Raw genomic sequence first — 22,946 nt, forward strand, 5'->3', positions numbered from 1 at the left:
GGATCCGGGATCGTGGCCCCGCCCGCCATCAGCCGCGTCGGCCGGACCGGGGATTCGTATTGTCGCCCCAATCACCCGTTTAGAAACTCTTGCCGACACGGGGGAATGCGGGGAACGCTCCGACCGTGACGCCGGGGGACCTCGCGGTCAACAGCGGGCCCCCGGAGCCCATTTTTGCCAAGCACTTGCTGCGAGAGGTCCGTATGGCTTCGAGCCGTCATGCCCTGGGTCGGATCGCGCGCGCGTCGCTGCGTCGCGGCCTCGGTCTCGGCCTTTCGGTCGCGCTCCTGATCGGCGCCGGCCCACAGGGCGCTGCCGCGCAAGGGTTCTATCGCGAGGTCTACGGCCCGCCCCGCGGCGCCTATCTCAACGATGACGACGGCCTCCTCCCGCCGCGGGAGATCGTTGAGGGGCTGCACGAGCGCGGCTTCTCCGAGGTGGGCCGCCCCCGCTTCGACGGCCGCGCCTACCGCGTCGAGGCGACGAGCCCGCGCGGCATGCGGGTGCGGCTCGTGGTCGATGCCCGCGAGGGGGACGTGCTCGGGCGCGAACCGCTCGGCGTCTACTACCCGTCCGACCGGGTGCGGCCGGCGGCGCCGGGCTACGGCTGGACCGAGGAGGACATGCGCCCCCGCCGCCAGCGCGAAGCCGAGCGCATCGTGCCTCCCGCCGACATTCCCTCCGTTCCGGGGCTTCGCAACGCGCCGCTCGGCCCCGAGCGCGAGGCGCCCCGCCCCCTGCGGGCCGAGCGCGTTGCACCGGCCGTGCGGCCCGAGGCCAATCCCCTCGGCGTCAATCCCGACGCGGCGACCGCCCGTCCCGAGGCGCCGCGCCGCGCCGCCCGCTCCGCGCCGGCCGCCTTGCCCGCCTCCGAGAAGGCGAAGCCGGCCCAGGCACGCATCACCCCGCCGGCTCCCGAGCCGACCCTGCGTTCGGGGCAGGCGGCGCCGCCCGAGATCATGCCGGCCGCCCGCCACGAGCCTGCGAAGGAGGCGAAGGCGGCCGAGCCGCCGGCAGACCCGTCCAAGCTCGACGCCGCCCCGGCGCCTGTCAGGGAGTCGCCTAAGCTTCCTTCCAGGGAGTCCGGCAAGGAGCCCGCCAAGGAACCGGTCAAGGAGCCCGCGAAGACGGCCGACTCGGCCCCTGCGCCGGCCAAGCCCGGCTGGCAGGACCCGCCCGCCGACGGTTCCCGCAAGAACGTGCGGGTGATCGGCGGGGCGACGGTGGTGCCCGGCGGCAGCGGCGAGGCCGCCGGCAACTGACAGCGGGCTCGTCCCTCGTCGCCCGCCTCTTCGTTCACCCCTCGCCCGCCAGCAGCAGCCGTTCGCGCCCGGAAAAGACCGTGAGCGTGTCGGAGCGGGCGATGGCGCAGAGCGTGAGGTCGTGGCAGCGCGCCCGCTCGATGGCGAGCGAGGTCGGGGCGGAAATCGCCACCAGCACCGAGGCGCCGAGGGTGGCGGCCTTCTCCGCCATCTCGAAGGAGCAGCGGCTGGTGATGACGAGGAAACCCTCGTCCGGCCGCACGCCCTCCCGCAGCAGCGCGCCGATGCATTTGTCGAGCGCGTTGTGGCGGCCGACATCCTCGCGCACGGCCGTCAGCGTCCCGTCGAGCCGCGCCCAGGCGGCCGCGTGCACCGCGCGGGTCTCGCGGTTGAGCCGCTGGCGATCGGACAGGGCGGTCAGCGCCGCCTGGATCGCCGCCAGCCTGACCTGCGGGCCTCTTCGCGGCGCGTCGCCCGCGCGGGTCTTGGCGGTCGGCAGTGCGGCGAGGTCGTCGATGCCGCAGACCCCGCATCCCGTGCGTCCGCTGATCGCGCGCTTGCGGGCGAGATGCTCGCGCAGCCGCCCCGGCGCGAGATCGACCAGCAGCCGCAGGCCTCCCTCGCCGGGCTCGACCGAGACGCCGCGGATCTCGTCGGGCGTCTCGATCACCCCCTCGGTCAGGCTGAAGCCGTAGGCGAAATCCTCGAGGTCGGCCGGCGTGGTCATCATCACCGCGTAGGGCACGCTGCCGTAGACGACGTTGACCGGCATCTCGACGGCCAGCGCGCGGGAATCGGGTTGCGCCTCGCTCGCCTCGTAGGCGACGACGAGGGTGCCGACCCGGATCGAAGTGGCGGGTTCGCTCATGCCAAGCTCATCCTTAGGTCTAAGCTCTGGTTCCGCCATCCACATCTCCCGACAGTGCTCGGCCCGTGGGAAAGCTCGACCGCATAGCGCCTATGCCGCGTCCAAGCGACGCTTGGCGGCGCTGTTGCGGTTGCGGTTTTACGATCAGTATGGTTCTACGTCGCGACCGCCCATCCGGCAGCGACACGGTCGAGCCGGGGCCGGCAAGGCCCGCGCGAAGGTCGGGCCGCCCAGGATTTGCGCCGCATGCCGGCGAATTCAAGGGCAAACAAACCATAGGCACCAGGGGAGCCAAGCGGGGACATGCGGACGACGCAGGCGCAACATCGGTCATCGTGGGGGATCGCCGCGCTCGGCGCTCTCTTCGGCTCGTCCTCTTCCGCTCTCGCGGCCGGCATCGGTCAGCCCGAGCCGTGGCAGATGAGCCGCCAGGTCCCGGTCACGGCCGAGGCCGCCGACCTTCTCAGCTTCGAGCACGGGCTGCACTGGCTGGCGTTCGCCATCTCGGTCTTCGTTCTCGGCCTGATCCTCTACTGCATCTTCAAGTTCAGCGAGAAGGCGAACCCCACGCCGTCGCGCACCACGCACAACACGATGATCGAGGTGGCCTGGACCATCATCCCGGTCCTGATCCTCGTGGCGGTGGCGATCCCCTCGTTCCGCACCCTGCGCACCCAGCTGTCCGACCCGAAGGCCGACGTCATGGTCAAGGTGACGGGCCATGCCTGGTACTGGTCCTACGATTACCCGGCCGAGGGCGATAAGGGCGGCTTCACCTTCGACGCCAACGTCGACGAGGAGCAGCAGCCGAAGCTGCTCGCCACCGACAACGACATGGTCGTGCCGGTCGGCAAGATCGTGAAGGTGCAGGTCACCTCCGCCGACGTGATCCATTCCTGGGCGATCCCGTCCTTCGGCGGCAAGATCGACGCCATCCCCGGCCGCCTGAATCAGTGGTGGTTCAAGGCCGACCGCGAGGGCGTCTATTACGGCCAGTGCTCGGAGCTGTGCGGCGCCCGTCACGCCTACATGCCCATCACCGTGCGCGTGGTCAGCGAGCAGGCCTATGCCGAGTGGCTGACCGAGGCCAAGACCAAGTACGCCGCCATCGACAACGGCGCGCGCCTCGCGGACGCCCGCTGAGATCTCATCGGGCCGGGGCGTCGTTGTCCCGGCCGGTCCTTCATTCGCCAGAGGCGACAGACATCTGATTAAGGCAAGGATCGATGGCCACCGCCACAGCACATGCCGGGCATGACGCCCACCACGACCACAAACCCTCCTTCTTCGCCCGCTGGTTCCTCTCGACGAACCACAAGGACATCGGCTCGCTCTACCTGATCTTCGCCTTCATGGCGGGCATCGTCGGCGCGTTCCTCTCCTTCGGCATCCGCATGGAGATGGAGGAGCCCGGGCTCCAGTACTTCTCCAACCCGGCGACCTACAACGTGTTCGTCACCGGCCACGGCCTCATCATGGTGTTCTTCATGGTGATGCCCGCCCTCATCGGCGGTTTCGGCAACTGGTTCGTCCCGCTGATGATCGGCGCGCCGGACATGGCCTTCCCGCGGATGAACAACATCTCGTTCTGGCTGACGGTCTCCGGCTTCTGCTGCCTCGTCTGCTCGCTGTTCGTCGAGGGCTCTCCCGGCGCCAACGGCGCGGGCACCGGCTGGACCGTCTACCCGCCGCTCTCCTCCGCTGCCGGCCATCCGGGTCCCGCGGTCGACTTCGCCATCTTCGCGCTGCACCTCGCCGGTGCCGGCTCGATCCTGGGCGCGATCAACTTCATCACCACCATCCTCAACATGCGCGCCCCCGGCATGACGCTGCACAAGATGCCGCTTTTCGCCTGGGCGGAGCTGGTGACGGCGTTCCTTCTGCTGCTGTCGCTCCCGGTTCTGGCCGGCGCGATCACGATGCTGCTCACCGACCGTAACTTCGGCACCACCTTCTTCGATCCGGCCGGCGGCGGTGACCCGATCCTGTACCAGCACCTGTTCTGGTTCTTCGGTCACCCCGAGGTGTACGTGATGATCCTGCCGGCCTTCGGCATCGTCTCGCACATCATCGCCACCTTCTCGCGCAAGCCCGTCTTCGGCTATCTCGCCATGGCCTACGCCATGGTCGCCATCGGCGTCGTCGGCTTCGTCGTGTGGGCCCACCACATGTACACTGTCGGCCTGTCGCTCCAGACGCAGTCCTACTTCGTCTTCGCGACCATGGTGATCGCGGTGCCGACCGGTGTGAAGATCTTCTCCTGGATCGCGACGATGTGGGGCGGTTCGATCCGCTTCACCGCGGCGATGCACTGGGCGGTGGGCTTCATCTTCCTGTTCACGGTCGGCGGCGTCACCGGCGTCGTGCTCGCGAACTCCTCGGTCGATAAGTACCTGCACGACACCTACTACGTCGTGGCGCACTTCCACTACGTGCTCTCGCTGGGCGCCGTGTTCATCATCTTCGCCGGTGTCTACTACTGGTTCCCGAAGATGACCGGCCACATCATCCCGGAATGGGCGGGCAAGCTGCACTTCTGGCTGGCCTTCATCGGTGCGAACGTCCTGTTCTTCCCGATGCACTTCCTGGGTCTGGCCGGCATGCCGCGCCGCTACGCCGACTACCCGGAGGCCTTCGCCGGCTGGCACAAGGTCGCGACCATGGGCGGTCACGTCTTCGCCCTCAGCATGGTCGTGTTCCTGATCGGCATCGTGCTGGCCTTCCGCTCCAAGACCCGCGCCGCGGACAATCCGTGGGGCGAGGGTGCCACCACCCTGGAGTGGACCCTGTCCTCGCCTCCGCCCTTCCACCAGTTCGAGACGCTTCCCAAGATCGTCGACGAGCCGGCCCACTAAGGGGCGGGAACGAAAACAAGGATCGCGAGGACCGCCGAGGCGGTCCTCGCTCTTTCCCGGAGGCCCTGCCGCAGCGGCGGGACCTCCCGCAAAGGGCGGCGCCACGAGAACGGCGCGATCTTCCCAAGCCAGCACACGCAGTCAGATCAGGTCACCATGACGAGCCTGTCGAACAGCCTCAGCGCCGAGTCCGGCCCCGCGCCGTTCGCCCCCGCGGTGGGCGGCGAGGTCTCGGACTTTTTCGCGCTCCTGAAGCCGCGGGTGATGGTGCTCGTCATCTTCACCGCGCTCGTCGGCATGGTGGTCTCGAACGCCACCGTGAACCCGGTGATCGCCGCGATCTCGCTCCTGATGATCGCCGTCGGCGCGGGCGCCTCGGGCTGCCTCAACATGTGGTGGGACGCGGACATCGACGCGCTGATGACCCGCACCGCCAAGCGGCCGATCCCCGACGGGCGCATCCGCCCCGACGAGGCGCTGGCCTTCGGCATCGTGCTGTCGGTCGGCTCGGTGCTGATCCTCGGGCTGGCCTCGAACTGGCTCGCCGCGGGCCTCCTCGCCTTCACGATCGTCTTCTACGCCGTGATCTACTCGATGTGGCTGAAGCGGGCGACCGCGCAGAACATCGTCATCGGCGGCGCGGCCGGGGCGCTGCCCCCGGTGGTGGGGCAGGCCGCCGTGACCGGCCATGTCGGCATCGAGTCGCTGGTTCTGTTCGCGATCATCTTCATCTGGACGCCGCCCCATTTCTGGGCGCTGGCGCTGGTCAAGAGCGGCGAGTACGCCCGCGCCGGCATCCCGATGATGCCCAACGTCGCCGGTCCCGCCTCCACCCGCCGCCAGATCGTCGCCTACACCCTGCTGCTCGCCCCCCTCGGCCTCGTGCCGGTGGCGCTCGGCTTCGGCGGCTGGCTCTACGCCGTGGTCGGCGTGGTCGGCGGGCTCGGCATGCTGGCGGGCGCGGTACAGGTCTACCGGCTGCGCGAGGGCGAGTCCGAGCGCAAGGCGGCCATGGGCCTGTTCGCCTTCTCGATCCTCTACCTGTTCCTGCTCTTCGCCGCTTTGCTCGCCGAGCAGGGGCTCGGCCTGTTCCGCGCTGTTCTGGCGTGAGGCCCCCGATGTCCGATCTCCCGGAAGGGGTGCGCCCGCTGACGCCGGACGAGGCCAAGGCCCGCCGCAAGCGCTCGATCGCCATCGCCCTGACGCTGGGGGCGCTGGTGCTGCTGTTCTTCGTGCTGACGATCGCCAAGCTCGGGCCGCAGGTCCTGCAGCGACCGCTCTGAAGGCGTGAACCGATGACGGATCCGGGTGAGAGGCAGAAGCAGGCGGCGCGCGGGGCGCGCTGGACGGTGCTCGCCTGCGCGGGCGTCGTGCTCGGCATGGGCGGCCTCGCGCTCGCCTCGGCGCCTCTCTACGACATGTTCTGCAAGGCGACCGGCTACGGCGGGACGCCCCAGATCGGCGCCGCGCCGGGCGCTTCCACCGGCGAAGCGCTCGCCCCGGTGACGGTCCGCTTCGACACCAACGTCGCCAAAAGCCTGTCCTGGCGCTTCAAGCCCGAGCAGTCCCGCGTCGAGGCGGTGCCGGGCCAGACCGCGACGGTGTTCTTCAAGGTCACCAATACCGGCCCGGCACCTGCGACCGGCATCGCCGTGTTCAACGTGCAGCCGGACCTGATGGGGAGCTACTTCGTCAAGGTGCAGTGCTTCTGCTTCGACGAGCACACGCTGCAGCCGGGCGAGTCGGCCGAGTTCCCGCTGGTGTTCTACGTCGATCCGCGCCTGCGCCAGGATCCCGACATCGGCAGCCTCTCGGAGATGACGCTGTCCTACACCTACTACCCCTCGAAGAACGGCTCGCCGGTGGCGGAGGTCGCCAAGCCCCGCGCCGCGAGCAATTTTTGAGGGTTGCAGCGGTGGGGCCAAGCGTGACAACGGCTTGGCCGCCGCAGTAGAGGTTTCGAACCGGGGCGCGGCCTTACGCCGAGCCCCCAAGGCAACAGGGCCCGGCCGTCAGGCGACGGGCAAGGGCTAGGGAGAACAGTTGCGATGGCCGGGGCGCACGCCAAGAACCACGACTACCACATCATCAACCCGAGTCCGTGGCCGCTGCTCGGCGCGTTCTCCGGGTTCCTGATGGCCTTCGGCGCCGTCTTCTGGATGAAGGGTCTCTCCGCGGGCGGCCTCGCCATCGGCCCCTACGTGTTCGGCGCCGGCACGCTCGGCGTGCTCTACACGATGCTGTCGTGGTGGCGGGACGTCACCCACGAGGCCAATTCCGGCGACCACACCCGCGTCGTCCAGCTCCATCACCGCTACGGCATGATCATGTTCATCGCCTCCGAGGTGATGTTCTTCGTGGCGTGGTTCTGGGCCTATTTCGAGGCCGCGCTCTACACCGCCGACCCGATCCAGGCGACCCGCCTCGAATTCACCGGCGGCGTCTGGCCGCCCAAGGGCATCGAGGCCTTCGACCCCTGGCACCTGCCTCTCCTGAACACGCTGATCTTGCTCACCTCGGGCACGACGGTGACCTGGGCCCACCACGCCCTGCTGCACGGCGACCGCAAGGGCCTAAAGTACGGCCTGTGGCTCACCATCATCCTCGGCGTGCTGTTCACCGCCTGCCAGGCCTACGAGTACGCCCACGCCCATTTCGGCTTCTCGGGCTCGATCTACTCGGCGACCTTCTTCATGGCGACGGGCTTCCACGGCGCCCACGTCATCATCGGCACGATCTTCCTCGCGGTCTGCCTGCTGCGCACCTACCAAGGTGACTTCACGCCCAAGCAGCATCTCGGTTTCGAGTTCGCCGCCTGGTACTGGCACTTCGTCGACGTGGTGTGGCTGTTCCTGTTCGCCGCCATCTACGTCTGGGGCGCGGGCGCCGGCGGCGCGGCTCACTGAGGCCGAGGGCCGACCGCATACGTCGCCCCACGCGGGCGGCAATCCTGGAAGGGCGGCGCGAGCCGCCCTTTTTCACGTGCAGGGCCTCGCCGGGTTTCCCCTACCGGCGGAGCGAACGAGCGAGCCACCCGTGACCCGAGCGACGCCGACCAGCCCGCCCCCCTCCCCGCTTCCGACCGGTCTGCGCGGGCGCTGCCCCGCCTGCGGCGAGGGCCGCCTGTTCAAGGGATTTCTGGCCGTCGCACCGGCCTGTGAGGCCTGCGGTCAGGACTTTTCCGCCTTCGACTCGGCGGACGGGCCCGCCTTCTTCGTGATGTCGATCACCGGCTTCGTCGTGGTCGGCGCCGCGCTCTGGCTCGAATTCCGCTACGAGCCGCCGGTCTGGGTCCACGCGGTCGTCGCCGGCACGCTCGCGATCGGCCTGAGCCTGCTTCTGGTGCGCCCCCTCAAGGGGCTGCTGGCCGCGATCCAGTTCGCCAACAAGGCCGAGCAGGGGCGCTTCCGCTGATGGACACCGTCCCGGAACGCACGACCCGCCTGCACGGCTTGGTGGCGCCGAGCCTCGCCACGCTCGTCTGCCTCGCGATCCTGCTCGGCCTCGGCTTCTGGCAGCTCGCGCGCAAGGGCGAGAAGGAGGCGCTGATCGCCCGCATCGTCGAGCGCTCGCATGTCGAGCCGCCGGCTGCCCCTCCTCCCTTCGACGCCTGGAATGCGAGGGCCGACGAGTTCGGCCGGGTGCGGGTGACCGGCACCTTCCTGCACGACCGGGAGACGCTGGTGCACGGGCTGGCGCCGGGTGAGCCCGGCCGGGCGCTTCAGGGCTTCTACGTCCTGACCCCGCTCCGGCGCGACGACGGGACGACGATCCTGATCAACCGCGGCTTCGTGCCGACCGAGCTGAAGGACCCGAAGAACCGCGCCGCGGGTCAGGTCGCGGGTGAGGCCACGGTCACCGGCATGCTGCGGGCGAGCGAGACCCGCGGCCTGTTCGTGCCGGAATCCGATCCGAAGCGCGACGCGTGGTTCACCCGGGACGTCCCGGGAATCGCGGCGGCGCGGGGGCTCACCGAGGTCGCCCCCTATTTGATCGAGGCGGACGCCACCCCGAACCCCGGCGGCTGGCCCCGCGGCGGCCAGCTCCGGGTCGATCTGCCCAACAACCACCTGCAATACGCCTTCACGTGGTTCGGTATCGCCGCCTGCCTGATCGGCGTGTTTTCCGTTTTCGCGTGGCGGCGGTTCCATGATCCGGTGGAGCCGAAAGCCGGCTGAGGACGTTGTATCGCTTGGTGCCCTGTGAGTGGCATCGCGCGTGGGAAAAACCTCCCGCGGCCGCACCCGCGGAGTGCCCCGAGATGCGCACCGTTGCCAGCCTCCTCCTCCTGATCCTGATGGGGGCCTCGGCCCGGGCCGACGACGCGGCCCGCACCGCCGCCCGCGCCACCATCGAGCGGCAGATCGACGCCTTCCGCCGCAACGACTCGGCCGCGGCCTATGCCGAGGCGGCGCCGCAGGTGCGAAGCCTGTTCTCCTCGGCCGAGACCTTCATCGCCATGGTAGAGAAGGGCTACGCTCCGGTGCTCCGCCCGCGCAGCTACCGTTTCGAGACGGCACGCGAGACCGCAGAGGACGAGATCGCCCAGGGACTGAGCCTTCAGGACGAGGCCGGCCTCGATTGGGTCGCGCTCTACACGCTCCAGCGGCAGGTCGACGGCCAGTGGCGCATCACCGGGTGTCACCTGAAGAAGGCGCCGGGCGAGAAGGTTTGATCCTGTCGATGTGAGAAACCGGTCCGGCTCCGCTTCGACACGGCCGAATCGATCGTGTAGAGGGGGCGCCTTCCCGGAGGCATCCTTGCTGCACGTCTCGACCCGCGGCGCCGCCGCGCCCTTGAGCTTTTCCGATGCGCTGCTCGCCGGCCTCGCCCGCGACGGCGGGCTCTACGTGCCCGAGAGCTGGCCGCAGATCAGCCGCGAAGAGATCGCCGGCTTTGCCGGCCTGCGCTACGCCGAGGTCGCCAAGCGCGTGCTGCGCCCGCTGATCGACGGCGAGATCCCGGACGACGCCCTCGATGCCATGATCGAGACCGCCTACGCGAGCTTCCGCCATCCGGCGATCTGCCCGCTCACCCAGATCGACGACAACCTGTTCCTGATGGAGCTGTTTCACGGGCCGACGCTCGCGTTCAAGGACGTGGCGATGCAGCTGCTCGGGCGGCTGATGGATCACGTGCTGCGGGCGAAGGGCACGCGGGCCACCATCGTCGGCGCCACCTCGGGCGATACCGGGAGTGCGGCGGTCGAGGCCTTCAAGGGGCTCGATCAGGTCGACGTGTTCATCCTCTTCCCGCATGGGCGGGTGTCGGAGGTGCAGCGCCGGCAGATGACGACGGTGAACGCGCCCAACGTCCACGCGCTCGCGATCGACGGCAATTTCGACGACTGCCAGAACATCGTGAAGGCGATGTTCCAGCACGGCGACTTCGCCGACAGGGTGAAGCTCTCGGGCGTCAACTCGATCAACTGGGCGCGCGTGGCGGCGCAGACCGTCTACTACTTCACGAGCGCGGTGGCGTTGGGCGCCCCGCATCGAACGGTGTCGTTCGCGGTGCCGACCGGCAATTTCGGCGATATCCTCGCGGGCTGGGTCGCCAAGCGGATGGGCCTGCCGATCGAGCGCCTGATGATCGGCACCAACGCCAACGACATCCTGGCGCGCACCCTGGAGCACGGTGCCTACGAGCCCCGCGGCGTGCAGCCGACCACCTCGCCCTCCATGGACATCCAGATCTCCTCGAACTTCGAGCGGCTGCTGTTCGAGGCGCTCCATCGCGACGCCTCGGCGCTCGGCCGCCTGATGGCGGGCCTGAAGCAGTCCGGTGGCTTCACGCTCAGCCCCGAGGTTCTGGCGAGCGTGCGCGGGGAATTCGACGCCGCTGCCGTGCGCGAGCCCGACGTGGTGGACGAGATCGCCGGCACCTATCGCAGGACCGGCCTCGTGCTCGACCCTCACAGCGCCATCGGCGTGCGCGCCGGCCGCAAGCTCCTGGAGAAGGACCCGGCCACCCCGGTCGTGGCGCTCGCCACCGCCCACCCGGCCAAGTTCCCGGACGCGGTTTCGCAGGCGACCGGCGGCGGACGCCCGGTGCTGCCGCCCCACCTCGCCGACCTGATGACCCGGCCCGAGACCGTGGCGAACCTAGCCAACGATCAGGGCACCATCGAGCGCTACATCACGGAGCATGCCCGCATCACCCGGGGCGACTGACGGACCGACAGCGTGACATCCAATCCAACCCTCTCATCCTGAGGCTCCGTTTCACGACGCACCTCAGGATGTGGATCAGGGTGGGAGACCGGATCGACCGTCCGTTCGTCCGCCTTCGAAAACGCGGTGAGCCGGACCGAACAGGCACTGAGATCGAATGAACCAGCACTTCTCGACCTTCGGCGCCTCGCCGGGCCTCAGCGTCACCCGGCTCGACAACGGCCTCACCGTCGCCACCGAGACCATTCCCGGCGTCGCCACCGCGACGCTCGGCGTCTGGGTCGGCGCGGGCTCGCGGCACGAGCGGGCGGACGAGCACGGGCTCAGCCACCTGATCGAGCATATGGCGTTCAAGGGAACGGCCAGCCGCTCTGCACGGAAAATCGCCGAGGACATCGAGAATGTCGGCGGCGAGATCAACGCGGCCACCAGCACCGAGAGCACGAGCTACACCGCGCGGGTACTCGGCGAGGATGCGGGTGTCGCCCTCGACGTGCTCGGCGACATCCTCACCCGCTCGATCTTCGAAGAGGGCGAACTCGCCCGCGAGAAGGGCGTGATCCTCCAGGAATACGCCGCCGTCGAGGACACCCCCGACGACGTGGTCTACGACGCCTTCATCGAGACGGCCTTCCCCGACCAGCCGATCGGCCGGCCGATCCTGGGCCGCCCCGAGACGATCCAGAGCTTCGACCGGGCGGCGATCGAAGCCTACATCGCCCGCGAATACGTGCCCGAGCGCATGGTGGTCGCCGCCGCCGGCGCGGTGGAGCACGCCGCCATCGTCGAGGCGGCGCAGCGCCATTTCGGGGATCTGAAGCCGGTCGAGGCGCCCCCGGTCGTGGCCGGTGTCTATGGCGGCGGCGAGCGCCGGATGCAGAAGCGGCTCGAACAGGCCAACCTCGTGCTCGGCCTGCCCGGCCTCTCCTTCCGGGACGAGGGCTACTACGCCCTGCACCTGTTCAGCCAAGTGCTCGGCGGCGGGCTGACCTCGCGGCTCTGGCACGAGGTGCGCGAGACCCGCGGACTCGCCTACGACATCCAGGCCTTCCACTGGCCCTTCGCGGATTGCGGCCTGTTCGGCATCGGCGCCGGCACTTCGGGCGCCGATCTGGCGCAACTCGTCGAGGTCACCATCGCCACGACCCGGGAGGCCGCCGAGCGGCTCGATGCGGCGGAACTCGCCCGGGCCAAGGCGCAGCTGAAGGTCTCGCTGCTCACCGCGCTCGAGACGCCCGGCGGGCGCATCGAGCGCAACGCCCGCCAGCTCCTGGCCTGGGGCCGGGTGATCCCGCCGCAGGAACTCATCGCCAAGGTCGACGCGGTCGAGGTCGAGCACGTCCGCGCCGCCGGCCGGACCCTGCTGCAGGGCGCGCCGACCCTGGCCGCGATCGGCCCGGTGAAGGGCCTGCCGCCGCTGGCCCGCATCGGCGCGGCTCTTCAGGCTTCGTGAAGGCGCCCTAGTTCACGGCGCGAAACCACCCGGCATCCGACGCGGATTCCGGAAGCCCAACCCCGTCGAGCCCGCCGCCAGCCATGAATCCTGTCGCCGTCGCGACCATGCTCGGGATCGCCCTCGGCTTCTTCGGTCTGCTCGCCTACGCGCTGACGGCGGGCGAGTCCTGGCTGCTCGCCGTGCTCGCCATCGTCGCCATCGGCGTGTTCGTGCGCTGGGGAGAGTGAGGGCGCGCCCTCACTTGCCCTCTTCGAGGGCCGGCCCGCGGGTGGCGTCGATCCCGTCCGGCAGGTTCGCCAGCAGCCCCACCTTCACCGGGTTGCCGGTGCGGGCCGCCTCGTAGATCGCCTGCATCAGGATCAGATCCTGCAGACCCTCCTCTCCGGGCGTGCGGGGCTTGCGGTCCTTCAGCACGCATTCGGCCATGTGGTCGAGTTCCAGCGCGAACTGGTTCTTGGGGGTCAGCACCGGCTCGTCGCGCTGGACGTGGCCGCCCTCGCGGTGGGAGACGGCGAGGCGCTGGCCGCGATAGGCGAAGGCGTTCTGCAGATCGAACGAGCCGCCGGTGGTGTGGACCCGCAGGGAGCGGCTCTCGTGGACGCCGTAGCTGGTGCCGCACTGCGCGATCACGCCCGAGGGAAAGCGCAGGGTGAAGGCGACGCTCTCCTCGACCTCCTTGAAGCGGGGGTCGCCCTCCGGCGTGGCGATCTGCGCCTGGATCGACAGCGGCTCCTCGCCGAGCAGCGCCCGCACCCCGTTCAGGCAGTAGATGCCGATGTCGGGCAGCGCGCCGCCGCCCGCGAGCGCCTTGCGCAGGCGCCACTGTTCCGGGAGCGCGGTGGTCTGGCCGTTGAAGGCCTCGATCATCTTCACCCGCCCGAACTCGCCGGAGCGGGCGAGCCGCACGACCTCGCGGTTGAAGGGCTCGTACTGGCAGCGATAGGCGATCATCAGCTTGACGTTGGCCTGCGCGCAGGCGGCGATCATCTCGCGCGCCTCGTCCGGCGTGTTCGCCATCGGCTTCTCGCACAGCACGTGCTTGCCGGCGGAGGCGGCCGCCAGGACGTTGTCGCGATGCACCCCGTTGGGGGTGACGATGTAGACGGCCTTCACCGCCGGGTTGGCCTTGAGCCGGTCCCACTGGTCGTAGCCGTAGACCGCTTCCGCCGGGACGCCGTACTGCGCGGCCGTCAGCTTGGCCTTCTCGGGCGAGCCCGACATCAGCGCCACGACCCGCGCCTTCTTCGCCTCGCCGAAGGCCGGAAGGATCTCCTCCAGGCTCAGCCGCCCGAGCCCGACGATGGCGAAGCCGACCCGCTCGGAGGGCGGCATCGGCGCGGGCGGCGGCGGGGGCGGCGCGTCGCCGGCATCGCGCCAGTTCGGGAAGACGACCCGATCGCCCTGGATCGCGCCGGTATCGGCCGGCACGGAAGGGGCCGGCGGACCGGAGGCGGCCCGCGCCGCCCCGCCGAAGCCCAAAGCCGCGCCGGTCAACCCGGCCCCTCCTGCCGCGAGCAGGATGCGCCGGGACAGTCGAATGTCGTCGCTCATGTTCAGCCTTTGGCCCCACCCGAGATGAGGCCGGAACGCGTCAGCCCGCCGGACGGGTTCCTTTGTGCTGGCCCGGTCCGGTCGAGGCAGGCGTCGGATCGGGGTCCTCGACCTCGCCCCGGCGCTGGAGCTGCAGGGCGACGAACCAGCACAGCGCCGCCCAGGCGGCCCCGACGCACCAGCCGGCCAGGACATCGCTCGGCCAGTGCACGCCGAGATAGACGCGGCTGATCCCGACCAGGACGGTCATGCTGATGCCGAGCGCGAGCAGCAGCGCCTTGACGCTGCGCCGCCGTTCGACCCGGGCGAGCAGGGTGGCCAGCGTGAGATAGGCGATGGCCGACATCATGGCGTGGCCCGAGGGAAAGCTCGCCGTGAACACCTCCATGCCGTGGGGCACGAGGTCGGGCCGGGGGCGGTGATAGAACAGCTTCAGCACGGTCGAGACCGCCTCCCCGCCCCCGACGGCGGCAAGCACAAAGACCGCCACGCGCTGGCGGCCGGCCAGGGCGAGGTAGATTACCGCCGCTGCCGTGAGAAAGACGATGGTCACCACGCTGCCCCAGCCGGTGATGTCGCGCATCGCCTCCTCCAGCCAAGCGGGGCCGAGGGGATCGGAGAGGTCTGCGGGGTTGCGCAGGCTCAGCAGGATCTTGCGGTCGAGCGCGGCGGTGGAGCCCTCGCCGACCTCGCGGGCCAGGGCGAAGAAGCCGTAGCCGAGCGTGCTGACGGCGAGCAGCGAGACCAGCGGACCGACCTCGTTGAGGTGGAGCCGCAGCCAGAACGCCGACGAGCCGCGCCAGAGGGCGCCGCCGGAGCGGGTGAGACCGTTGAGAATCATGCCGTGCCTCCGAAGGCGATGGTGGCGACGCGCTCCCAGGGCCCGCCGAGATAACGCCACAGCAGAACCCCCGGCGCCCGGAAATGTGCGGGCGAAAAGTCCTGGGCGAGCGCGGCGTGGAGCGCGCGGGCGGTCTCCGGCGCCACCTTGTTCTGCACCGTGACGTGCGGACGCCAGCCCTGCCGGTCCTGCGGGGTGAGATCGTCGCGGAACGCCGCCGCCACGCGGGCGCGAAAGGCCGACAGCGCCTCCGAGTCGAGGGCGTAGGCGACACCCCGGCCCGTGAAGCGCACGCCCGTCACCGCAACCTCCGGCGGCGCCTGCGTCCGGGCCAGCGCCGTGATGGTCTCGGTGGCCCCGGCCACGTCGCCGCCGGGCAGGTGGTGGAACAGCGTCGCGTGGGCGGGGATGCGGTTCAACGCCGCCGGGAAGTGCCGCCGCCGCAGGTCCTCGAAGCGGGAGGACGTCGCCTCGTCCATCTGCAGGGTCAGGATCAACGGATCGGGTTCGGGCAACGCGCAGGAGCTTTCGTGATCGGGGCCGGCAAGGTTCGGGAAAGATGGCGCGGCGAGGCTGCGCTTCCAGACGCTCGGCTGTGGCGCGCCCGCGCTGTTCAGCGAAGGGCGCCGCGTCTAGGACGGTGCCATGCGCAGGAACCGAGAGATCATCCACCGGGGGCGCGACGGGTGGTTGTTCCTGATCGGGGGCACCAACGGCGTGCTCGGCCAGTACCGGCGCTCGCTCGCGGGCTGGTGGCACCTGCGCCGCTGGGCCAGATTGATCGAGGCGCGGGCCGCCCGAGCCCGTGGCCTCGGTATCCGCTACGTCCACGCGATCGTGCCGGAGAAACTTTCGGTCTACGACGACCGCACGCTCGACCTCGGCTACGATCCCCGGCTCTCGCCGGCCCGGCGGCTGGCCCGCCGTCTCGATCGGATGAGCGGCTTCGTGGATCTCGTCGCGCCGCTCCGCGCCGCCCGCGACGGCGCCGAGCCGCTCTATCGCCGCACCGACTCGCACTGGACCTATGACGGCTGCCTGATCGGCTACCGCGCCCTGCTGCGGGCCTGCGGCGCGGTGCCGCCGCCCGACATCGCCGAGCGACCGCGCTTCGAGACGGAGGGGGTGTGGGATCTCGGCGACAAGCTGCCGGAGCCGGTGCGGGAGACGGTGGTGAACTGGGCCGTGCAGCGCGACGCCGCCCGCTCCTACGCGAGCCCGCTGGTCGAATCCTACGAGGCGGCGGGCCGGGCGGGCGACCTGCATGTCGGCGCCCACGTCGTCTACCGTAACCCCTCCCCCCACGCCGATCCGCGCACCCTGGTGCTGTTCGGCGATTCCTACGCGCATTTCGCGCCGATCATGCTGACCGGCCTCCTCGCGGAATCCTTTCGCGAGATGCACTTCGTCTGGTCATCCAGCCTGGACTGGGCCTATGTCGAGCGGGTGCGCCCCGACGTCCTGATGTTCGAGATGGCCGAGCGCTTCCTCGTCCGGCTGCCCGGCGACGATTTCGACGTCGCGGCCTACGAGAAGCCGGAGATGGCCAAACCCGCGCGCCAGGCGGAGATGGCGCCGCTGGTGTGACGCGGTACGGCACCCGGTCCATGGGGCGCCGTACCATGCCTCCCGATCGAGGCTTCGAAGCCTCCTCCCGGAGATGAGGTCGGGGGGATGCGCTCCGCGCGCGTTCCCGCATCGTCATCGGGCGGAAGCCAGGGCCTTCCGGAGCGACGCTCTATCGGGAGCAGACCCGCTGGCGGGCCGGGCCGCCGCCGCCGGCCTGATAGCTCTTCGCGTGGCCGATCGAGCCCGTCATGTCCTGGGTCGGATTTCCGCCGCCCCGCTTCACCACGATGTCGCAGTAGCGCGAGGAGCCGGCGGCGGCGAGCGGAAACGGCCCGAAGCCGCCGTTGTCGACGCGGGTCGGCGGAGCCGGCAGCTGGCCCTGCGCCGGCAGCGCCGTCCAGGTTCCCTTCTTCGCACGGGTCGGCTGAGCGGCGACGGGGGTCGCCGCGACCGCGAACGCGAACAGAAGGGCCGATGCCAGTGATGCAGTGCGCAGCATGTTGTGCTCCTCTCGTAATCATTGTCGCCCAATGACGAGGCATCAGCACAAGTAACACGCAGTTTATGGGTGAAAAGTGCGTTTAAACACAGATTTGCGATATAATTTAATCCGCAAAAATAACTTATATATTTGAGGATTATAATGCTTATTCGAACGTATATAGTATTGATCGAGCGCGTTCGCCGCGGTGTGCGCGGGCGCGGCGTGGAGATGCCGGCAGGTCCGTGTGCCGCCACGAGCGGCTGCCGACGCAGCGCGCAAGACGAAACCGGCCGCGCTCCCACAGGGAGGCGGCCGGTTTCTTGTTCTGCGAGGCTGCGGGCGGGCGTAAGCCGGCTTACGCCCCCGCGCGCTTCGGGATCGAAGACAGGTTCGGCAGCCCCGGCGAGGGCGCGCCCATCAGCGACATCGGGGCCGGGCCCGCATCCTTGGCGGAGGGCACCTCGTTGGCGGCGGGATCGACGCTCTTCGCCTTGAAGGAAGCGGTGACCGCCTTGGCCTCCGTCAGATCCTTGGGCGAGAGCTTGGTCGCCACCTCGTCCCGCTTGCGGCCCGCCTCCTCGTCCCCCTGCGCGGCGGCGGCCGAGAACCAAAGATACGACTGGACCAGATCCTGGCCGACGCCGAGGCCGCGGGCATAGAGAACCGCGAGGTTGTACTGGCTGTCGCGCACGCCGTGCTCGGCCGCCCGGCGGAACGCGCTCGCCGCAGCGGCGAAATCCGGCTTGCCGTTGGCCGCCGGATTCTCGGCATGCAGCACGGCGAGATTGTGCATCGCGCGGACGTTGCCCTGGTCGGCGGCGCGGCCGTACCAGAGCCGGGCCTGGGCGATGTCGCGCACCACGCCGTTGCCCTTCTCGTAGGCGTTGCCGGTCTTGACCTGGGCCGGCGCGAAGCCGGCGGCCGCGAGGCGCTCGTAGAGCTTGGCGGCGAGCCCGAGATCGCGGGGCACGCCGCGCCCCTCCGCCTCGCGGCTCGCGAGGTCCCAGATCGCGGCGGCGTCGCCCGCGAGCGCGTCCTGCTTGAGCTTGGACAGGGCGGGCGGCAATCCGGCGAGGTCCGGGGAGAGCGAAGCCATGCCGGCGACCTGGGGCAGCGCGCGCTTGCCCGCCGCGGGCGCCTTGTCGGACGCCTTGGCGGCGATGGATTGCGTCGTCGTCGGATCCTGCGGAGCCGCCTGCGATGCGGCCGGCGCCGAGGCTGAAGCCTGGGTCTGGACGGGCGCCGTCTCCGGCTTGCTCTCCGCCGTCCGGCTTACCGATGCGTCGGCGGCGGGCGGGGTTTCGGCTGGCCGGGCGTCCGTCGCGGCGACGTCGCCCGACGGGTCCGGCTTGCCGGCCAGGAAGGCTTGGTAGGCGCCGAGCGCCAGCACCACGGCGGCGAGGCCGAGTAGAAGCGTGCGGCGGCGGCTCTCGAACATGCCGCGGACCCGCGAGAGCGGTCCCGACTCGCCGGTGGCGGCGGCGGGAGACGCGCTCGAACCGCCCGCCATGCGCCCGGCCGAGCCCATCTTGTCGCGCAGGCGCGCCGTCAGCGGCGGCTCCGCCGCCTCGGCCTGGGCCGCCTGTGCCGCGCGGCGGGCGGCGGCGATGAAGCTCGTCTTGATGTCGGCCCCGCCGGGTGCGGGGTTCGCTTCCCCCGCGGCCGGCCGGCCGCTGCCGGGCCGACCGGCGCCGGGCTCCAGCAATTCCTCTGGCGCGCGGCCCGCCTCCGAAAGAACGAGCGGCTCCGCCGGCACGGGCGGACGCGGCCGTCCGAGCGCCGGGGCTCCCGCCCGGGCCGGCGCCTGCGGGGCGGCGGGACGCTCGTGCGAGACGCGCTCGCCGGCACTGCGCTCCTGCGGCGCGGGCGCCTGGGACGGGGCACCGGCGGCCAGCGCCGCGGCGGAGGTCATGGTGCGGTCGAGCTGCTCGCTCAGCCGAGCCAACACGCCCTGCACGCCCTCCAGAGTGGCGTGAAGGCGCTGATCCGCGTTCTTCTGGTTCGCGCGCAGATCGGCGAGGTCGGCCCGCAGCAGGCCGAACTCACCGCTCGCCGCCTTGAGCGGCGCGGCGGCGCCGGCCGCAGCCTCGCGGGCGGCGCGTTCGATGGCGGCATCCAGATGCGCCCCGTCGCGCAGGGCCGAGACCTGCGCGAGCAGGTCGCCCATGGAGCGCTCGAGGCGGACCAGGGCCGGATCGCTGCCGCGCGGCGCATCGAGCCGGTCGGCCAGGGCGAGGACGTGCCGTTCCAGGGCGTCGAGGCCGCCGCCGCCGGCGCTGACGCGATCCACCTTCGCGGCCAGGGTTTCGAGCCGTCCGACCAATTCGCCGACCGGACCGGTCTCGGCCCGGTCGATCCGCTCGGCCAGCGCCTCGAAGCGGTCGAGCAACGCGCGGGTCTCGTCGGGCGCCTTCAGCTCGCCGCGGATTTCTTCCAGGAGCGGGCGCAGCACGGCCACGCCCGCCTCTTCGCCCCGCTGGAGTTCGGCGATCTGAGTGCTGATGGCCTGGACGCCCTGGGCGAGGCCCAGGATCCGCTCCGGCGCCGCCAGCGCGCCCACGAGCTGGCGGATCTCATCGAGTTCGCGGAAGGCCCGTTCGAGGGCGCCCTGGTCGGCGGGGCCCGAGGGGGCCGCGGCGAGCACGCCCTCGACCTTGGCGGCGAGGCGCTCCACGTCGCCCACGATGCGGGCATGGACGTTGTCGGTGACGTCCGCCGCGAGCCGGTCCACCTGGACGCGCATCAGCTCGACGGGGGCGGCGATCGAGGCGATCTCCCCGGGATCGCGCGCCCGCTGCAGGTCGCTGGTGACGGCGCGCATGGTCTGTTCCAGCTCGCCCACGTCGCGGCTGGTGGCGAGGCCGCTCAGCGACTCGCGCAGACGGCCGGTCTCGCGCTGCAACTCGGCGATGGCCGGGGACGGCTCGTTCCTGCCCTGCTCGCGGTCGCTCGCCGGCAGGTCGTCGTGTCGATCGTTCTGCTGATCGGTCTCCAGCCGGTCGTGATGACCTTCGTCCCGATGCTCGACGGGCCAGCCGACGGGCGCCTCCACCGGCGCAGCGACCGCGCCGGCGGCGTTCCACCCGGCAATCCCCTCCTCCAGCTCGCGCTGCCGGCGGCGCACCTCGGCCACCGCCTCGCGTACCTCGCTGGCGATCGGCCGCCCGCGCCGGCCCAGCGGCCTGGGCGCGCCGAGCTGCCCGGCGATCTCCCCGACCTTGCGCTCGATATCCGCGAAGCGCTCGGTCATCACCTCCGCGATTTCCTCGGCGGCGGCCGGCTTCTGCGTGGCCGAGAACCGCGCCTCGATCTCGCCGATCATCCGCGCGGCCTCGGCCTTGGAGGCCTCTCGCTCCGCGCTGATCGTCCGGTCGAGGGCATCGAGGCGCCGCATCATGGCGTCGAGGGAGACTTCGAGCGGCGTGCCGCGCATCACCACCGCCTTCTCGCGCGGCGGCGCGCCGTCGCGGCGCCTCGTCCGGGGCGGCTCCTGCGCCGGGGAGGACTCGGAGGCTGCGACCTCGTCCGTCTCGCGCGGGGCAGCTTGTCCCGTCTGCGGCGCGACATCGGTGCGCCGGCGGCGCGGCGCCGGCTTGTCGGGCTTGGCGACCGACTCGATCCAGGATTCCAAGGGAACCCCCGCTCGCCGGGCGACCTCGCGGGCAGCCGCGAGCACCTCCGGGTCGAAGCTGTCGAGGCTGATCGGGGCGGTCTGTTTCATCTCGCGGAGATCCGAAGTCGGCGGCTTCCGGCGTCCGCCCGGCCGCCGACCCGCGCGGCAGGCGTGGAGCGGTGGAACGCGGATCGGACGCAACGACCTTTTCCAATCTTGGTAAATGCCCCGTTAAGAATGCCGGCTACGGCGCCGTTTCGCGCTGACACGGCGCCGAAGCGTCACGAATGCCGCGCATTTTGCGCCGTTCCACCCCCGAACGAGGCCGGACCGCCGACGATTGTCGCGGGTTGAAAGCGGATGCGCCTTGCGGCGCGAGGGCGAGATGGTTTACATGTAAACTATCTCGGATCGGAGCCGTCGAAACGGATCGGCCGGTCCTGAAAAAATTGCGGGAGGCTGACGCGATGCCGAGCTACCAGGCCCCGGTCGAGGACACGCTGTTCCTCCTCAACGACGTTCTCGGTCTCCATCGCTACGCCAACTTGCCGGGCTTTTCCGAGGCATCGCCCGACGTGGTCGAGGCGGTGCTGAGCGAGGGCGGCCGGCTCGCGGACGAAGTGCTCGCGCCGCTCAACCTGTCCGGCGACCGGGAGGGCTGTATCCGCCGCGAGGATGGCAGCGTCGCCACGCCGAAGGGCTTCAAGGCGGCCTACGAGGCCTACGCGGCCGGCGGCTGGATGGGCCTGTCGGTGCCGGAGGAGTTCGGCGGCCAGGGCCTGCCGCACGTGATCAACACGGCGATCCAGGAATTCGGCTGCGGCGCCAACCTCGCCCTCAGCATGTATCCCGGCCTGACCCAGGGGGCGATCGCCGCGCTCCTCGTCCACGGCTCGGAGGCCCAGAAGCAGACCTATCTGCCCCGGATGGTCGAGGGCGCCTGGACCGGCACCATGAACCTCACCGAGCCGCATTGCGGCACGGATCTCGGGCTCCTCAAGACCAAGGCGGTCCCCAACGGCGACGGCTCCTACAGCCTCACCGGCACCAAGATCTTCATCTCGGCGGGCGAGCACGACCTGTCGGAGAACATCGTCCATCTCGTCATCGCCCGCATCGAGGGCGCGCCGTCGGGCACCAAGGGCATCTCGCTCTTCGTCGTACCGAAGTTCCTGGTGAACGAGGACGGCTCGGTGGGCGATCGCAACGCGGTCAGCTGCGGCTCCATCGAGCACAAGATGGGCATCCACGGCAATTCGACCTGCGTGATGAACTACGACGAGGCCAAGGGCTGGCTCGTGGGTCAGGAGAACCGCGGCCTCAACGCCATGTTCGTGATGATGAACGAGGCGCGGCTCGCCGTCGGCGTGCAGGGGCTCGGCCAGTCCGAGGTCGCCTATCAGAACGCCGTGGCCTATGCCCGGGAACGGCTCCAGGGCCGGGCGCTGACGGGCGCGCAGGCGCCGGACAAGGCCGCCGACCCGATCATCGTCCACCCGGACGTGCGCCGCACGCTGATGCAGATCCGCGCCTTCAACGAGGCGGCCCGGGCGCTCGTCCTCTGGACGGCCCTGCAATCCGACATTTCTCACCGCTCGCAGGACGCGGCGGAGCGGCAGGCGGCCGAGGACCTGCTCGGCCTGATGACGCCCGTGGTGAAGGGCGTGCTGACCGACCGGGGCTTTGCCAACGCGGTCGAGGCCCAGCAGATGTTCGGCGGGCACGGCTACATCGAGGAATGGGGCATGTCGCAGTTCGTGCGCGATGCCCGCATCGCCATGATCTACGAGGGCGCCAACGGCATTCAGGCCATGGACCTGATCGGCCGCAAGCTGCCCAAGGACGGCGGCCGGGCGATGATGGCCTTCCTCACCGAGGTGCAGACCTTCATCAAGGACCATGCCGAGGACGAGGGGATGAAGCCCTTCGTCGCCCCCCTCCAGCCGGCGCTGAACGATTTGCAGGCCGCGGTGATGTGGCTGATGCAGAACGCCTTCTCCAAGCCCGACAATGCGGGCGCCGGGGCCACCGACCTGATGCATCTGCTCGGCCAGGTGGTGCTGGGCTACATGTGGGGGAAGATCGCCAAGGCGGCGCTCGCCAAGAAGGCGGACGGGGCGGATGCGGGGCGGATGGACGCCAAGCTGGTGCTCGGACGATTCTTCATGGAACGGACGCTGCCCGAGACGGCCCTGCGGCTGGCGCGGATCAAGGCCGGCGCCGAGACGACCATGGCGCTGCCGGCCGACGCGTTCTAAGCACACGCGATACGAG

21 protein-coding genes are annotated in these 22,946 nt (G+C 70.4%); 15 read left to right on the forward strand and 6 right to left on the reverse strand.

Annotated features, from left to right (window positions below; genetic code table 11):
- The first annotated feature begins 203 nt into the window (after positions 1-203).
- On the forward strand, positions 204-1,262 hold the full coding sequence (locus BY998_RS00090) for a hypothetical protein (protein ID WP_110349593.1): 1,059 nt from the start codon (positions 204-206) through the stop codon (positions 1,260-1,262).
- Between the two features lie 34 nt (positions 1,263-1,296).
- On the opposite strand, the gene fdhD is transcribed toward BY998_RS00090, so the two are convergent.
- Complete coding sequence (fdhD, locus tag BY998_RS00095; protein ID WP_245421426.1) at positions 1,297-2,130, reverse strand: formate dehydrogenase accessory sulfurtransferase FdhD; 834 nt, start codon at positions 2,128-2,130, stop codon at positions 1,297-1,299.
- A 303-nt stretch (positions 2,131-2,433) separates the two neighbouring features.
- On the opposite strand from fdhD, the gene coxB reads away from it, so the two are divergent.
- The 12 genes from coxB (at position 2,434) to BY998_RS24180 (ending at position 12,841) form a co-directional block, all read left to right on the forward strand.
- Positions 2,434-3,273, forward strand: coding sequence for a cytochrome c oxidase subunit II (gene coxB, locus BY998_RS00100; RefSeq protein ID WP_110349595.1), 840 nt, complete (start codon positions 2,434-2,436; stop codon positions 3,271-3,273).
- Between the two features lie 83 nt (positions 3,274-3,356).
- Entirely contained in the window at positions 3,357-4,985 is a 1,629-nt protein-coding gene (gene ctaD / locus BY998_RS00105; RefSeq protein WP_110349596.1) for a cytochrome c oxidase subunit I, read from the forward strand.
- Between the two features lie 156 nt (positions 4,986-5,141).
- Positions 5,142-6,095: a heme o synthase gene (locus tag BY998_RS00110; protein ID WP_110349597.1), complete on the forward strand. Its 954-nt coding sequence runs from the start codon at positions 5,142-5,144 to the stop codon at positions 6,093-6,095.
- 8 nt (positions 6,096-6,103) lie between these two features.
- Positions 6,104-6,268: a hypothetical protein gene (locus BY998_RS24175; RefSeq protein WP_181425394.1), complete on the forward strand. Its 165-nt coding sequence runs from the start codon at positions 6,104-6,106 to the stop codon at positions 6,266-6,268.
- Between the two features lie 12 nt (positions 6,269-6,280).
- Positions 6,281-6,889 (forward strand): cytochrome c oxidase assembly protein, encoded by a 609-nt coding sequence (locus BY998_RS00115; RefSeq protein ID WP_110349598.1) that lies wholly within the window; start codon positions 6,281-6,283, stop codon positions 6,887-6,889.
- Between the two features lie 144 nt (positions 6,890-7,033).
- Complete coding sequence (locus BY998_RS00120) at positions 7,034-7,891, forward strand: cytochrome c oxidase subunit 3 (RefSeq protein ID WP_110349599.1); 858 nt, start codon at positions 7,034-7,036, stop codon at positions 7,889-7,891.
- 130 nt (positions 7,892-8,021) lie between these two features.
- Complete coding sequence (locus BY998_RS00125; protein WP_110349600.1) at positions 8,022-8,399, forward strand: DUF983 domain-containing protein; 378 nt, start codon at positions 8,022-8,024, stop codon at positions 8,397-8,399.
- Positions 8,399-9,163, forward strand: a complete 765-nt coding sequence (locus BY998_RS00130) for an SURF1 family protein (RefSeq protein ID WP_110349601.1) — start codon at positions 8,399-8,401, stop codon at positions 9,161-9,163. Before BY998_RS00125 ends, BY998_RS00130 begins: the two co-directional genes overlap by 1 nt.
- Before the next feature lie 83 nt (positions 9,164-9,246).
- The gene (locus tag BY998_RS00135) at positions 9,247-9,660 is read left to right on the forward strand and encodes a DUF4864 domain-containing protein (protein ID WP_110349602.1); all 414 of its coding nucleotides are present in this window, start codon (positions 9,247-9,249) and stop codon (positions 9,658-9,660) included.
- A gap of 85 nt (positions 9,661-9,745) precedes the next feature.
- On the forward strand, positions 9,746-11,158 hold the full coding sequence (gene thrC / locus BY998_RS00140) for a threonine synthase (protein WP_110349603.1): 1,413 nt from the start codon (positions 9,746-9,748) through the stop codon (positions 11,156-11,158).
- Between the two features lie 157 nt (positions 11,159-11,315).
- A complete protein-coding gene (locus BY998_RS00145) occupies positions 11,316-12,611 on the forward strand; it encodes a pitrilysin family protein (RefSeq protein WP_110349604.1) in 1,296 nt (431 codons plus the stop codon).
- A gap of 83 nt (positions 12,612-12,694) precedes the next feature.
- Positions 12,695-12,841: a hypothetical protein gene (locus tag BY998_RS24180; protein ID WP_181425395.1), complete on the forward strand. Its 147-nt coding sequence runs from the start codon at positions 12,695-12,697 to the stop codon at positions 12,839-12,841.
- A gap of 10 nt (positions 12,842-12,851) precedes the next feature.
- Here the strand turns inward: BY998_RS24180 and BY998_RS00150 are convergent, their stop codons facing one another.
- From BY998_RS00150 to BY998_RS00160, 3 genes are read right to left on the reverse strand one after another with little or no spacing between them, the layout of a single operon-like run.
- Positions 12,852-14,165 carry a Gfo/Idh/MocA family oxidoreductase gene (locus tag BY998_RS00150; RefSeq protein WP_110349605.1) on the reverse strand — a complete coding sequence of 438 codons (1,314 nt, stop codon included), beginning with the start codon at positions 14,163-14,165 and terminating at the stop codon, positions 12,852-12,854.
- Between the two features lie 40 nt (positions 14,166-14,205).
- Positions 14,206-15,006, reverse strand: a complete 801-nt coding sequence (locus BY998_RS00155) for a phosphatase PAP2 family protein (protein WP_110349606.1) — start codon at positions 15,004-15,006, stop codon at positions 14,206-14,208.
- A complete protein-coding gene (locus BY998_RS00160; RefSeq protein WP_110349607.1) occupies positions 15,003-15,521 on the reverse strand; it encodes a 2'-5' RNA ligase family protein in 519 nt (172 codons plus the stop codon). Before BY998_RS00160 ends, BY998_RS00155 begins: the two co-directional genes overlap by 4 nt.
- A gap of 130 nt (positions 15,522-15,651) precedes the next feature.
- Between BY998_RS00160 and BY998_RS00165 the strand changes: the two genes are divergently transcribed.
- Positions 15,652-16,593, forward strand: a complete 942-nt coding sequence (locus BY998_RS00165) for a hypothetical protein (protein WP_110349608.1) — start codon at positions 15,652-15,654, stop codon at positions 16,591-16,593.
- Positions 16,594-16,744: 151 nt separating this feature from the next.
- Here BY998_RS00165 and BY998_RS00170 read toward each other — a convergent pair whose 3' ends face one another.
- Both BY998_RS00170 and BY998_RS00175 read right to left on the reverse strand, forming a co-directional pair.
- On the reverse strand, positions 16,745-17,074 hold the full coding sequence (locus BY998_RS00170; RefSeq protein WP_110349609.1) for a hypothetical protein: 330 nt from the start codon (positions 17,072-17,074) through the stop codon (positions 16,745-16,747).
- A 340-nt stretch (positions 17,075-17,414) separates the two neighbouring features.
- A complete protein-coding gene (locus BY998_RS00175) occupies positions 17,415-20,780 on the reverse strand; it encodes a tetratricopeptide repeat protein (RefSeq protein WP_110349610.1) in 3,366 nt (1,121 codons plus the stop codon).
- Between the two features lie 359 nt (positions 20,781-21,139).
- Here BY998_RS00175 and BY998_RS00180 point away from each other — a divergent pair, with 359 nt between their 5' ends.
- Positions 21,140-22,930: an acyl-CoA dehydrogenase C-terminal domain-containing protein gene (locus tag BY998_RS00180; RefSeq protein WP_110349611.1), complete on the forward strand. Its 1,791-nt coding sequence runs from the start codon at positions 21,140-21,142 to the stop codon at positions 22,928-22,930.
- Positions 22,931-22,946 lie beyond the last annotated feature (16 nt).

The sequence above is a fragment of the Methylobacterium sp. B4 genome (assembly GCF_003201865.1).
In the GTDB taxonomy this organism is placed as follows: domain Bacteria; phylum Pseudomonadota; class Alphaproteobacteria; order Rhizobiales; family Beijerinckiaceae; genus Methylobacterium.